The sequence below is a fragment of the Aurantimonas sp. C2-5-R2 genome (genome assembly GCF_036549495.1).
In the GTDB taxonomy this organism is placed as follows: domain Bacteria; phylum Pseudomonadota; class Alphaproteobacteria; order Rhizobiales; family Rhizobiaceae; genus Aurantimonas; species Aurantimonas coralicida_A.
In genome coordinates this window covers 1-12,232 of sequence record NZ_JAZHLJ010000089.1, presented here as the reverse complement: position 1 = coordinate 12,232, position 12,232 = coordinate 1, and the positions used below count along the sequence as shown (strand labels likewise).

General features: G+C 61.7%; 13 protein-coding genes and 3 pseudogenes. 5 read left to right on the top strand and 11 right to left on the bottom strand.

The window, feature by feature from the left end; genetic code table 11:
- Positions 1-293: 293 nt before the first annotated feature.
- Positions 294-548: pseudogene (locus tag VQ044_RS21440) on the bottom strand (IS256 family transposase); the annotation flags it as partial.
- Between the two features lie 112 nt (positions 549-660).
- Between VQ044_RS21440 and VQ044_RS21435 the strand changes: the two are divergent.
- Positions 661-981 (top strand): annotated as a pseudogene (locus VQ044_RS21435) (transposase); the annotation flags it as partial.
- Here VQ044_RS21435 and VQ044_RS21430 read toward each other — a convergent pair.
- The 8 genes from VQ044_RS21430 to VQ044_RS21395 form a co-directional block, all read right to left on the bottom strand.
- On the bottom strand, positions 978-2,018 hold the full coding sequence (locus tag VQ044_RS21430) for a 5-methyltetrahydropteroyltriglutamate--homocysteine methyltransferase (RefSeq protein ID WP_327649475.1): 1,041 nt from the start codon (positions 2,016-2,018) through the stop codon (positions 978-980). The pseudogene VQ044_RS21435 and the gene VQ044_RS21430 overlap by 4 nt on opposite strands.
- A 93-nt stretch (positions 2,019-2,111) precedes the next feature.
- Entirely contained in the window at positions 2,112-2,273 is a 162-nt protein-coding gene (locus VQ044_RS21425) for an FCD domain-containing protein (RefSeq protein ID WP_327649474.1), read from the bottom strand.
- A gap of 51 nt (positions 2,274-2,324) precedes the next feature.
- Positions 2,325-3,083 carry a polysaccharide deacetylase family protein gene (locus tag VQ044_RS21420; RefSeq protein WP_327649473.1) on the bottom strand — a complete coding sequence of 253 codons (759 nt, stop codon included), beginning with the start codon at positions 3,081-3,083 and terminating at the stop codon, positions 2,325-2,327.
- Positions 3,084-3,214: 131 nt separating this feature from the next.
- Positions 3,215-4,000 (bottom strand): ABC transporter permease, encoded by a 786-nt coding sequence (locus tag VQ044_RS21415; RefSeq protein WP_327649472.1) that lies wholly within the window; start codon positions 3,998-4,000, stop codon positions 3,215-3,217.
- Between the two features lie 8 nt (positions 4,001-4,008).
- On the bottom strand, positions 4,009-4,782 hold the full coding sequence (locus VQ044_RS21410) for an ABC transporter ATP-binding protein (RefSeq protein ID WP_327649471.1): 774 nt from the start codon (positions 4,780-4,782) through the stop codon (positions 4,009-4,011).
- 2 nt (positions 4,783-4,784) lie between these two features.
- Positions 4,785-5,507, bottom strand: coding sequence for an ABC transporter permease (locus tag VQ044_RS21405; protein ID WP_327649470.1), 723 nt, complete (start codon positions 5,505-5,507; stop codon positions 4,785-4,787).
- A 41-nt stretch (positions 5,508-5,548) separates the two neighbouring features.
- Positions 5,549-6,526 (bottom strand): ABC transporter substrate-binding protein, encoded by a 978-nt coding sequence (locus VQ044_RS21400; RefSeq protein ID WP_327649469.1) that lies wholly within the window; start codon positions 6,524-6,526, stop codon positions 5,549-5,551.
- Between the two features lie 50 nt (positions 6,527-6,576).
- Positions 6,577-7,131 (bottom strand): isochorismatase family protein, encoded by a 555-nt coding sequence (locus VQ044_RS21395; protein WP_327649477.1) that lies wholly within the window; start codon positions 7,129-7,131, stop codon positions 6,577-6,579.
- A 150-nt stretch (positions 7,132-7,281) separates the two neighbouring features.
- Here VQ044_RS21395 and VQ044_RS21390 point away from each other — a divergent pair, with 150 nt between their 5' ends.
- Positions 7,282-8,271 carry a LysR family transcriptional regulator gene (locus VQ044_RS21390; RefSeq protein ID WP_327649468.1) on the top strand — a complete coding sequence of 330 codons (990 nt, stop codon included), beginning with the start codon at positions 7,282-7,284 and terminating at the stop codon, positions 8,269-8,271.
- Between the two features lie 578 nt (positions 8,272-8,849).
- Here VQ044_RS21390 and VQ044_RS21385 read toward each other — a convergent pair.
- Together VQ044_RS21385 and VQ044_RS21380 are read right to left on the bottom strand one after the other, a co-directional pair.
- A pseudogene (locus VQ044_RS21385) lies at positions 8,850-9,035 on the bottom strand (IS256 family transposase); the annotation flags it as partial.
- A 31-nt stretch (positions 9,036-9,066) separates the two neighbouring features.
- Positions 9,067-9,627, bottom strand: coding sequence for a recombinase family protein (locus tag VQ044_RS21380; RefSeq protein WP_327649466.1), 561 nt, complete (start codon positions 9,625-9,627; stop codon positions 9,067-9,069).
- 261 nt (positions 9,628-9,888) lie between these two features.
- Between VQ044_RS21380 and VQ044_RS21375 the strand changes: the two genes are divergently transcribed.
- From VQ044_RS21375 to VQ044_RS21365, 3 genes are all read left to right on the top strand, one after another.
- Positions 9,889-10,908, top strand: coding sequence for an IS1595 family transposase (locus VQ044_RS21375; RefSeq protein WP_327649465.1), 1,020 nt, complete (start codon positions 9,889-9,891; stop codon positions 10,906-10,908).
- Complete coding sequence (locus tag VQ044_RS21370) at positions 10,799-11,638, top strand: DUF4158 domain-containing protein (RefSeq protein WP_327649463.1); 840 nt, start codon at positions 10,799-10,801, stop codon at positions 11,636-11,638. The genes VQ044_RS21375 and VQ044_RS21370 overlap by 110 nt, the downstream gene beginning before the upstream one ends.
- Before the next feature lie 74 nt (positions 11,639-11,712).
- Positions 11,713-12,165, top strand: a complete 453-nt coding sequence (locus VQ044_RS21365) for a hypothetical protein (RefSeq protein WP_327649462.1) — start codon at positions 11,713-11,715, stop codon at positions 12,163-12,165.
- Positions 12,166-12,232 lie beyond the last annotated feature (67 nt).

Here is a 12,232-nt window from a genome sequence, read left to right as displayed (position 1 = left end):
GACCTCGCGCGACAATTAGGAAACCTTCGACCTCGACCGCAGGCGCTTATCGTAATTGACGCTGCCGCTCATCCCAATCGTCGCTCTATAACTGATACCGGCCGGGCATCTGCCACCGCTCCGCGCGGGCTACAGTGGCCCGGTTTTTTCCCATTATCAGATGGGTTGGCCGCCATTTCGGCCTCCTGACGCTGTGACCCATCGCCCGGCGCTACTAGACGCCGCTTGATACTGTCCGAAATAGATGGCTGCGCCTTGGCATTTGGTGTATCCGCAGGAGACGAGCGAGGCATTCTGCGACGGACACGTCTCACCGGCACCGGCCCGATCCCCGTGTGGATCGTTCGCTCAGGTCCGTGACCATGCCGGACGACGCGGGCGCGGCCGTCGGCAAGTCGTTCATCCTGCATCGCGGCCAGGAACGCCTCGGCTTCCGCTTCGACCGCCTGCGCCAGCAGCCGGCGAGCGCCGTCGCGCAGCACCAATGTCAGGGGATCGTCGATCTCGCCCCGATGCTGAAAGGCAAGAACGGTGCTATCTGTCGTCATGGCGTATCGCTCCTTCGGGAGGTTCTGGCAGGCTTCGACACCCGCCTCGATACGCCGCCTTCCTCAGACCGTCATCACCCAAAGTCCGCCATAGCTCAGCGTAGTTCGGCGCCGGCATTTGGGTGCCCGGATCGGCATCACCGCCGTGCTCCATACCTGGGGCTCGGCGCTGGCCCACCACCCGCATGTCCACATGATCGTGCCGGGCGGCGGCATCACGCCAGGCGGCGATCGCTGGGTGTCATCGCGGCCCGCGTTCCTGCTGCCGGTGCGCGTGCTCGGAGCGCTGTTCCGGCGGATCTTCCTCGTCCGGCTGATGGCGCTGCACAATGGTGGCAGGCTCCAGTTCTTCGGCGCTATGGCGCATCTCGCCGACCGCCGCGCGTTCCTGCGCCACCTGTCCCCGGTGAGGAAGAAGCGCTGGGTCGTCTACCCGACGAGTTCCCGGCGCACGATTGCCGCCCCGTCCGCCATGGCCTTCATCTTGCCGAAGGCGGCATCGCGCGGCAGGTACTTCAGACCGCAATCAGGCGCCACGGTGATCCGCTCGGCCGACACGTAGGGCAGTGCCCGCCGGATCCGGGCGGCGACGGTCTCGGCTGTCTCTACCTCGTTCGTCGACAGGTCGAGGACCCCGAGGATAATGCCTTTCTCCGGCAGGTTCTCCAGCACCTTGCAGTCGAGCGAAGACTGCGCCGTCTCGATCGAGATGTGCCGAGCCGTCGAACCCGAAAGCTCCGGCAAGAACGAATAGCCCTCTGGGCGTTCGTGGATAACGGCGGCATAGCCGAAGCAGATGTGAAGGGCGGTCTCGCCCACAACCCCTTCGAGCGCACGGTTCACGACCTCGATGCCGTATTCGCGAGCCTTCTCGGGACGCGCCTGCATGTAGGGCTCATCGATCTGCACGATGTCGGCGCCAGCGACAAAGAGGTCGCGGATCTCCTCGTTGACTGCCGCGGCATAGGCCAGCGCCACTTCCCGTTCGCTGTCGTAGAAGTCGTTCTGCGCCTGCTGCGCCATTGTGAAGGGGCCCGGCACGGTGATCTTGACCCGCCGGTCGGTGTTGGCGCGCAAGAACTTTACGTCTTTGACTTCGACGGGATGCATGCGGCGGATCGGACCGGTGACGCGCGGCACCGGGTTCGGATGGCCGCTGCGGTCGAGGGCGGTCCCGGGGTTGTCGATGTCGATGCCTTCGAGGGCGGTGGCGAAGCGGTTGGAATAGCTCTCGCGACGCATCTCGCCGTCGGTAATGATGTCGAGGCCGGCGCGCTCCTGGTCGCGGATGGCGATCAGCGTGGCGTCGTTCTGTGCCTCCTCGAGCCACTCGGGGTCGATCCGCCAGAGTTCCTGCGCCCGCACGCGGGGCGGGAAGCGCATGCCGAGCTTCTTGCGGTCGATCAGCCAGTCCGGCTGGGCGTAGGAGCCGACCAGCGAGGTAGGCAGCAGCGTGTGGTGGTTGGACATAGTTCCTCCCCTTCGTCCTGTTTGTCTGAGCCGCCTACAGTGAACGGCCAGCGGCAACCGCGGCGCGCCGCATCATCCGTGCTACGGGATATCTCAACGCCTGAAAACCGACCGATCCATGCGGACGGCGATCTGGTGCGCCCGCCCCAGATGATCGCGCAGCGCCCATTCCGCAGCATCAGGATTGCCGGCGAGAATGGCACTGGCTATCTGCCGGTGCTCAACGACCGACTCTTCGTACATGGCAACCGTCATCGCGCCGCTGAACTGCAGTATGATCAGCGGCAGTTGCAGGTCCAGCTCAACTCAGCGGGTCGTAGGTGATACGTGAGGGTAGCCACGCAATTTCCTCTCATCTGTGGGAGCTTCAGAGCCGGGCGAGCAAGATCTAATGCTGTACCTGCTCTGGAAGGTCGTTCGACTCTCTGAAACAAAAGGTCGGATCTCGCCCACGATCTCGCCGCGGGCGATCGGCACGCAGAGATCCGGGAATTCCTGCACGAACTGCGCGCCATCGCTCTGCATCTCCAGGAGGAATTCCTCAAGGTGCGACATCGCGCCGGTCTGCAGGTCGTGCAGGACCACGAGCGGCCATTCCTCGCTTCGGCACTGTTCGACCGCAGTCGACACCCATCCACCAGGATTTTCCCAATCGCGCGGCACCACGTTCCAGAGAATGCAGGTGAAGCGTTCCTTCAGAAGATGGCTCAGCGATGGCTGATCGAGCAGCGAGTCGTCGAGGTTTCCGCCCCCGCCGAAGGGGCGGAAGAACTTGTGCGGGTGGGCCAGCTCTCCGATCAGCTCCTGCGTCCGGGCGATCTCCAGGCGGTAAGCCTCCGGATACTGGCTCCGCCCCAAGGGAGTCAGGTGATTGAAAGTGTGGTTCCCGATCCAGTGGCCATCCGCGCGGGCTCGCTCGCAGAGCCTGCGCCGAGCAGGGTCGCGAAGTTTTTCGCCAACGACGAAGAACGTCGTGCGAATCTCGTGGCGCGCCAGTACATCCAGGACGTAGGGCGTTATTTCTGGGTCGGGACCATTATCGAACGAGAGTGTGATTTTCTTCAATCCGCGGTCCTTTCAGAGACTGTTGTTCGCCTGATCCAGGCCGACCTGGCTAGAGAACTTCCCGATCCCGCGCCTGGGGCTCGATGCGGAATGCAGATCGAGAGCCTGCCGCCGAACAGGTTCCGTCCGCTTCACGCGTAGGACGCAGCAGTACCGGTGTCGCGAGCGCTTCGGCGCCAGCGGACCGTCCGCCGCTCCAGAAGTTGCACTATGAGATCGAAGGCGATTGCCAGTGCTAGGACGAGCAGGATCGATGCGAAGACATGCCGACTGTCCAGCAGTGTCCGGTACTTCGAGATTAAGAACCCAATCCCGGCGGTCGAAGTTAGCATTTCGGCCACTACGACGCCGACAATGACCAAAGCCCCGCCAATTCGCAAAGAAGCGAGAACGGTCGGCATGGTCGCAGGAATATATACCCGCAGGATCTGCTGCAGTGACGTTGCGCCCATGCTTCTCGCCACTACCACGAGGTGGCGGTCGATCGTCTGGGTTCCCGCCGCCGTGCCCAATAGCGTGGGAAGAAAACCGTAGACGCTAGCGAAGACGATCTTGGATTCTGGGCCGATTCCAAACCATGCCGTGAAGAGCGGATATAGAACTACGAGCGGAACCGCAAACAGGCCCGACATGACCGGCAGCAAAAGTCGGCCTGCGGGAAGGGACGCCCCTAGGACTAAGCCCAATGCAATGCCCCCACCGCACGCGAAGATCAACGACACCGCTATCTCTTGGAGGGTCACTCCGAGGTGATAGATATATTCCTCGAGGTCACCGAAGAGAGCGTGCAGAGTTTCACTCAGGGGTGGAAGGAAGAGGACCGGTACCCATCCCAATCGCGGCAGCAGTTCCCACAGGACGAGCAGCAAGACCACAAGAACGTAACGGACTACGGCCGCCTTTGCATCCAGGGGCATATTCGATCTCATGTCTTTATCATCTGCCAGATGCGATCGCGAAGCTCCGCAAAGCGCGGCTTTGCCATTACCTCCAGCGTCCTGGGACGAGGCAGATCGACCCTCACCCGATCGAGAATACGGCCGGGGCGTCCCGACAAGACGATGACCTCGTCCGAAAGATAGAGGGCTTCGCTCAGGCCGTGGGTCACGAAGATCACCGTCTTGCGCGTCTGGTCCCATATGCGCAGCAACTCATCGCCCATCTGGATGCGCGTCTGTTCGTCAAGCGCGGCGAAGGGTTCGTCCATCAAAAGGATAGGTGGATCCTGCACTAGCCCCCGGGCGATCGAGACACGCTGTTTCATGCCACCGGACAGCTCATGAGGATAGCTCCCGGCGAAGTCAGTCAACCCCACCAGTGCCAAGGCGTCGCGCGCCTTCTCCCGCCGAATCGGCTTCTTCACTCCGCGCAGCGAGAGCGGAAACTCCACATTGTGCTGCGCTGTCAACCATGGGTAAAGGCTGGCATCCTGGAACACGACGCCAATGCGCGAAGGATCAGGTCCCGCCATCGGACTTTCCTTGGCGATGATTGTGCCGCTCGTCGGCTTGATCAAACCCGCGAGCATCATCAAAAGAGAGGATTTTCCGCAACCGCTCGGGCCGACGATCGATACAAAGCTGCCGGTCTCGACGGTGAAGTGAATGTCCTTGAGGGCCTCGGTCTCCTGCCCGTTGGCTGAATAGACGTGGTTCAGGTCGCGGACCTCAACGATCCCCGACATGCTGTCCGCCCGCATCGTCATCCTCTCCAATGCTCGCATCTTGCCTCTACCGATCGCACGACCTCGTTGAACAGGATCGAGAGGCCGGCGACGAGAAGAATTCCGGCAAGCAGTTCGTGGAGCTGAAATCCCTGTCCCCAGGCGCCGATGACATTCCCGAGGCCTTCGCGAGACGCGTACATCTCGGCGAGCAGGATGCCGGTAAAATTGAAGATCATCGCCAGCCGCACGGCCTCGAGAAGCACCGGTGTCATGCTGGGCAGGTACACGCGCGTGACTGTCTGCCAAGTCGTCGCACCATACGAGCGCGCCACCTTCAAATGTTCCTCGCGAACAGAATCCACAGCCGCGAAGGCCGTCATCATGACGATGAAGATTGTCGAGAAGACGCCGAAGGCTACCTTTTGCGAAAAGGTGATGCCAAAAATCAGAATGAAGATCGGAAGGAAGATCGACTTCGGAATGCTGAAAACGAAGAACACGAGCGGCTTGAAAACCGCAGAGGCGAACCGGCTTTCCGAGATCAGAACTCCGAGCAGAGCCCCCACCGGGACTGCGATCAGGAACGCAGCTGCCGTTTCTGCAAGCGTCGTCCCCAGGTGGGATAGGAAGCTTTCCGTTCCCAGCAGCCCGAGCAGGGTTGCAAAGGCCTCGCTCGCTGGGGGAAGAAGACGTGGATCGACCAGTCCGACGGCGGGAGCAAGCTCCCAGCCGCCGAACAGGGCGAGAACGATGCTCAAGCGAGCAAGCATTGTCCTCCAATTGCTGGTTAGCACACGATTCATTCCTGGGTTGTCGTGACCATCTCGTTGGTAAAGAGATCCTCGGCGGGCGGAGCCTCGGTCATGCCCCCGATACGATAAATATCAAGCGCCGCTTCGGTGCCGGCCACGTCCATCTCGCCAGTTGCCGACAACTTCAGGAAGACGTTCTCGTACTCCTGCTCGGCTACCGTCTCGGAAACATTATTGATCTCTGCGATCAGGCTGATGGCTTCCGCCCGGTTCTCCTGAAGGTATGCCGTTCCGGCCGAGAGAGCCTGCACGACTTTCCGAAGGACTTCGGCATCATCTTCGATGAAGCTGTCGCTGGCCGCCCAGCCGGAGTTCAGATGCTCCGGCATTGCAGTACCATAATCAAGCAACGTCTTGCCGTCGCCATCGAGGGCGACCTGATAGCTGAGGGGAGAGTAGAGGACGACGGCATCAACGTTGCCGCTGATCAGATTGGGAACGAGGCCCTGGCCAAGCGGCACGGCGGTGAATTCGACGTCACTTGTTTCCATGGTCCAGCGTGCGAGCATGTCGGAGAGAGAGCCGGCTGAGGTGATGCCGACATTCTTGCCGGCAAGCTCGCTGACATCGTCGATGTCAGACCCTTCAGGCACCATCAGTTGCCAGCCGTAATTTCCCGCTCCCAGCTCCGCGACCATTTGGGCGTCGACCCCCGACAGACGGCCGCGTGCGATGATGTTTGGTGAGGATGAGATGACATCCGCCGCATCGGCAGCCAATGCGGTGAAGGCTTCGGCGCCGCTCTGGTAAACAGTCAACTCGGCCGCAATCCCCTCCTTCTCGAAGAAGCCCTGCCGCTGAGCGGCCTCAGCCACGATCGAGGGGAACCAGGATTGGGTCGCCAGGCCGATCTGCACGATCTCCTGCGCTTGAGCGCCCGTGAAGGACGTCACCGACGCGAGCAGGCCAATTGTCGTTGCAAACGCTTTCAGGCCAGTAGTCTGGTTAAACTTTGAATTGCGCATGTCTTTCCTCCGTTTGTTACTCTGGATGCGTGTCGGGCCGCGGCTGATCCCTAGGATTTGCGCCGCAGGTGTTCCCTGATTTCTCCCACTCCCATCACGTCCCCGTATTTCAAGTCTATGTCGACAAGGCTCTGTCTATGGGCCTCGGGGAGTCTGTCTCCGACCGCCTCAGCTGCGACGATGACTCGCAAGCCAAGCTGCGCCGCGTCGACTGCGGTGGCGCGGACACACCCGCTGGTGGAGACTCCGGCGATCACCAGCGTGTCGATGTCCTGATCCCGCAACGCGTGTTCGAAGTTCGTGCCAAAGAAGCAGCTGGCCTGCTTCTTGCTGATAATGGGATCATTCGCTTCTCGCTTCAGCCTTGGATCCTGCTCCACCCACTTCGATCCGGCCGCCAGCAGCGGCAGGCTTTGGATTTTTCTGGTCCAGACGCCTGCATCTGCCGCGTTCGGCTCGTCATAAGCGATGGTGGAGAAGAAAATAGGCCCGCCCGCCACGCGAAACGCGGCAAGTAGCAAGTTGACGCTGGCGATCGTGTCGGAGCAGTCCGTTCCCAGGTCCGATGCGGGATCCGTGAAGCCGAGAGAGAGGTCGACGACCACCAAGGCCGGCCTCGCACCAAACCCGACACGAGTTCCCCATCCGCGACCCGACAAACCATGGTCAGGCAGTGTGACTGACATCGCCGCAACCTCCTCCAATGCTCCACTCAGGGTACGCTAAGATCCAGCTAGCTCCTTGACAATCAGGCAATGAGCGAAAAGACTTTTCTGAAACAGGAAAAAACGGATATGCCGCCGCATCCTAGAGCGTACCCGCTCGACCCAGTCAGCATTCGGTCGCTTCGGATCTTCGTTGCGGTTGCCGAGGCGCAGAGTTACACGGTCGCGGCACGGCAGTTGCACCTAGCCGTGTCGACGGTGAGCAAGAGCGTCGCCGGCTTGGAAACGGAGCTCGGATTCCCGCTATTATACCGGAACACGCGACGCGTCTCGGTGACCGAGGCGGGAGAGCGGTTCTATCGTCGCTGCCGCGCGGTAATCGCGGAGATCAGTCAGGCATCTGAGTCGGAGGCGGTCTCGCCGGCGAAAATTCGAGGCCATCTGCGAATCGTGGTCTCGCCTTCCTTCAGCACCGCGGTCCTATCGCCCATGCTTTCGCCGTTTCTTAGAAAGCATCCGAATGTCACGGTCGACGTGATCGTCAGCAGCGCGATGCCCAACCTCGTTCGCGAGCGCGTTGACGTAGCGATCATGCTCAGGGACCAACCCGAGACTAAGACTAGGTCGCTTCGCCTCGCTCCCAACGCTCGGGCCTTCTGCGCTTCGCCCGACTACTTGGCAGCGAACGGTACCCCCCGGACTCCGCAGGAGTTGGCGAAGCATACCTGCCTAGTGAGCCTTTTGTCGGGCGCCCATGAAGGATGGCGCGTCCGAACGCGAGATGACGGCGAGACGTTGCAGGTTTCAGGCACGTTCACGTCCAACGACGGTAATGTCATCAAGAATGCCTGCCTCGATGGGCTGGGCATCGCCAATCTCTATCGCTATCACGTCTACCGGGAACTAGCTGGTGGGAATCTTATCGAGCTCTTTCCAGGGTCCCAACCGGGCACCAACAGCATCTATGCGATCTTTCCCCACCGGGAAATTGTCGAAAGCCACACCCAGGCATTCGTCGACCATATCCGAAAGGCGATCGGCGACCCGCCGTACTGGCTCCAGGTGCCGGGGAGCGGCTAACCGGCACTCGAGAACGCGTTGCCGAGCGGACGTGCCACCTCCCCATCGGAGTTTCCAAGGAAACCATTCCGGAAGGTGGCGTTAGCTAACTATGTGAGGCACATTACCCGATCTGTGGCAGACCTCGGGGTGGGCCTTTATCTCGGCCCGGTCCTGCACGAGCGTGGCCGTAGGTGACCGAGAACGATCCGTCAGCTTACGGGAGGCGGAAGCGGGAAAGCGGCCCTTCGGCTCACCTGAAGGGTTTCGGGCGCCGCGAGGCGTACGAAAGTCGCCGAAGAACGAACCCACGGAATGCCAGTCGTTGAGTTATGGGGTTTTCGACTGAGGGCTGTGCCGGGACGAGTGACGGTCGCGTCCGATCGGCATTGATTTTACTCTGCGGTGCCCTCGCTGACGACGGGTCGCCGGTGCAGGAGAAGCCGGCGAGCGCACGATCGTGACGCTTGCGAAGCCGAGACCGGCGTTCGACACGCAGATACCCGTGGCCCGAAGCGCGTCGTCTCGGGTCGGTGGCGTTGCCGGGGGATGTCCCGAAGCTTGTTGAACTTCGGCGGGCGGCGTTGCCGAGTTGAAGGTTACGCCGCCCTCGAAGCGGGGGCAACGGGCTTTTCGGCGAGGCGCTCCTGATGGGCGATGAGGGCGGCCCTGAGGATTGGTAGCTGCTTATGCGCCTTGAGCTTGCGGAAGCCCTTAGCCGCCTCGATCATGCCGGCTGCAACCCATCTGAGGGCCATCTTTCCGTTCCGCCACCGCTTGACGTTGGGTCGTGCGGCTGAGCGGAACAGAAAAATGTCATAAGGATCCGTTTGGCTCGATACAGCGATAGATGGTTGCTGGGTGGACGTTGAAGGTCCTTGCGACGGAACTGATAGATTTGCCCTCGGACACGAGTTGGCGAGCGAGCTCCGCCTGATCGGGGCGCATTTTCTTCGGGCGTCCGAATGCTACACCGCGCGCCATCGCCGCCTTTCTCCCCTCGTCGGTCCGCTTCAAGATCAGAGATCTCTCGAACTGGGCTATCCCGGCGAAGACGGTCATGATCATTACGCCGGACGGGGATGTGGTATCGGCCCATGGTTCGTCAAGCGATTGTAATCCTGCCTGCTTCTCCTTGATGCGCTCGGCGATGTGTAGAAGATCAATGGTGGATCGCGCCAAGCGATCAAGGCGCGCGACCACCAGAACATCGTCCCTGCGCAGATGCCCCATCAGCTTTTCGAGCTCGGGCCGCCCGCGAGCGGCCCCCGATATTTTCTCCTCGAACATCATTTCACAACCTGCCTCCGAGAGTCGGCGGCACTGGATTTCGAGGTTCTGGTCCTCAGTGGAAACGCGCGCGTAGCCAATCTTCATGTGGTGGCTCCGAGCATCGTGCGAAAGTTGCTGCAAAACGATTTTATTTCGCACATATGTTTTGCGAAGACATTGGCCTTATTTGGCGGTGCCACTCGCGCCCTTCGCAAAAGTTGAAAGTTTCGCACGGAATGCCCACCCGCCACCTTACTGACGCCCAGCGTCAGGGCTTTGCCCGCTTTGATGACGAACCCGTGCCTATCCGCTTTACACCCACACCCACAACATCTAGGGTGGGCGTCAAGCGGATAGGAGGCGGCTGTGGACGTTCTCGACCGAGCCGACCTTCGGTTTCCGGAACCGCTTCCGGGGTTCTTGCGGCTTTTTCCTGATGATGCGGCCTGCGCCGCCTATCTGGAGCGGTCCCGCTGGCCGGACGGTTTCACCTGCCCGCATTGTGGCGTGCTGGGTGATCCGTTCCGCTTCGAGAACCGCCCTGGCGTTCTGCGTTGCCGGGCCTGTCGAAAGAATACCGGCCTGACCGTCGGTACGGTGATGGAGCGCAGCCATACGCCGCTCAGCGTGTGGTTCTGGGCTTCCTATTTGGTTGCCAGCCAGACCACCGGCTTGTCCGCCGTCCAGTTTCAGCGCCAACTTGGCCTGTCCCGCTACGAGACGGCGTTCGGCATTCTCCACAAGCTTCGCGCCGCCATGGTGCGTCCCGGTCAGGACCGCATCGGCGGACATGCCGACCAGCATGTCGAGGTGGATGAAACGTGGGTTGGCGGGCGGACGCGTGGCGAAGGCCGAGGCGTCCATCACAAGACGCTGGTGGCTGCCGCTGTCGAGGTGCGCCACCGCGAACCGGGCACTGCCCAGGACAACCGTCGGGGCGGTCGCTATGCGGGTCGTGTCCGTCTGGTAATTGCCGCTGACCGCAGCGCCGCTGTGCTGGGGAGCTTCATCAAGAGTGCCGTCGAACCTGGCACGCTGGTCATCACCGATGATTGGAGCGGCTATGGCGGGCTGCGCAAGGAAGGCTACGACCATCATGCGATCGCCCAATGCGGCGACCCGCAGGTGTCGGAGGAGTTCATGCCCATCGTCCATCTGGTCTTCTCAAACTTGAAGACATGGCTGAACGGCATTCATCATGGCGTCAGCGACAAGCACCTTCAGGCATATCTCAACGAGTTCACATTCCGGTTCAACCGCCGCTTCTACCCGTTCAATGCGTTCCGCTCGCTGCTCGGCCTTGCAGGAAATGCTACCGCGCCAACCAGGACCGGATTATATTCGGGACAGTGGCGACACCCTACATGTTGTGGGTATGGGCGTTAAGCGGATAGGCACGGACGAACCGTCGGCCGATCAACTCGCGCGATATTTCCATTTGGACCAAACCGATCGCGAACTCATCGGAACTTTGCGCGGTGACCATAATCGGCTCGGCTTTGCTGTGATGCTGACGAGCGCCCGGTTTCTGGGCGCATTTCCAGTCTCGCCCGCCGAGATCCCGGCGTCGGTCTTGGCGACCCTGATCGAGCAGCTCGCCCTCGCGCCCGGCACAGGCGTGGATGCATATTTTGACGGAAGCAGCCGCGTCCGTCACCTCGCGCTCATCCGGACGCACTGCGGTTTCACGGACTTCGGCGAAAACGCCGTGGCGCGTTTCCGGCTGACCCGATGGCTCTACGCCCTGTGCTGGAGCGGCGACGATCGACCCGGCCCCCTGATCGATCGGGCCGCGGCCTGGCTCATCGCCAACAAGGTGCTTCTGCCGGGCGTCACGGTTGTCGAGCGATTGGTTGGCAGAATTCGCGATCGGGCGCGAACCAGGCTCTGGCGCCATCTGGTCGCCAGCCTGAGCGATGACCAGCGGGCGCGCATCGCCGCCCTGTTTGACGACGGCGACACGTCCACGTTCGCCGCCTTGGACGCGCTGCGGACCGTTCCCTCGAAGCGCATGCCGACCGAGCTCTTCCGCCACCTTGATCGGCTCGACGCGGTCCGGGCGTTCAACCTGCGGCCATCGCCGCTCTTCAGGAGCCTCGTCGAACCGCGACCGTAGCCGCGCTCTTTCATACGCTCGAAGCAGCGGCGCAGGACGATGCCGCCGAGCTGGCCGAGGCTTTGCTCTCCGACATGGTCAAGGGGGCCGAAGCCGCCGACAAACAGGCCCGGCTGCGCAGTCTGCGCGATCTTGATGGCGCCGCGATGCTGCTTCACGCGATGGGTCTCTTGGTTTTGACCGACGACGCCTTGCCCCTCAATGAATGGCGAAACGTGCTCTTCGAACGGTTGCCGCGACCCGACCTCGAGGCGGCCATGTCCAAGGTGGAGGCGATCGCCAAGCCCGCGGAGACCAAGCCCTACGACCAACTGCGAACAAAATGGCGGAGCGCCCGGCGATTGTTCTTCGAAATCGCCACCCGCATCGAGACCGACGCCGCCCCGGGCGGAATAACCGTCAAGGCCGCGATCAATTATCTCAAGGCCGTGGACGACTGGTCGTCTCTCGCCAAGATGCGCGGCGCGCCGACCGCCGCGATCCCAAAGGCATGGAGGCAACATGGGGAATGTCCCGGTCTCTGTTGAAACTCTGAAGTAGGCGGCGTTGCCCGCCTTGAGCCGTTAGGCTCGGGGTGCCGATTCCACTGAGGAG

Excerpts from the sequence above, each read along its gene's own strand:
- VQ044_RS21370 (WP_327649463.1), top strand. The coding sequence starts at position 10,799 with ATGCGTTCCGCTCGCTGCTCGGCCTTGCAGGAAATGCTACCGCGCCAA.
- VQ044_RS21400 (WP_327649469.1), bottom strand. The coding sequence starts at position 6,526 with ATGCGCAATTCAAAGTTTAACCAGACTACTGGCCTGAAAGCGTTTGCA.
- VQ044_RS21430 (WP_327649475.1), bottom strand. The coding sequence starts at position 2,018 with ATGTCCAACCACCACACGCTGCTGCCTACCTCGCTGGTCGGCTCCTAC.
- VQ044_RS21390 (WP_327649468.1), top strand. The coding sequence starts at position 7,282 with ATGAGCGAAAAGACTTTTCTGAAACAGGAAAAAACGGATATGCCGCCG.
- VQ044_RS21365 (WP_327649462.1), top strand. The coding sequence starts at position 11,713 with ATGGTCAAGGGGGCCGAAGCCGCCGACAAACAGGCCCGGCTGCGCAGT.
- VQ044_RS21425 (WP_327649474.1), bottom strand. The coding sequence starts at position 2,273 with ATGACGGTTGCCATGTACGAAGAGTCGGTCGTTGAGCACCGGCAGATA.
- VQ044_RS21415 (WP_327649472.1), bottom strand. The coding sequence starts at position 4,000 with ATGCCCCTGGATGCAAAGGCGGCCGTAGTCCGTTACGTTCTTGTGGTC.
- VQ044_RS21410 (WP_327649471.1), bottom strand. The coding sequence starts at position 4,782 with ATGCGGGCGGACAGCATGTCGGGGATCGTTGAGGTCCGCGACCTGAAC.
- VQ044_RS21380 (WP_327649466.1), bottom strand. The coding sequence starts at position 9,627 with ATGAAGATTGGCTACGCGCGCGTTTCCACTGAGGACCAGAACCTCGAA.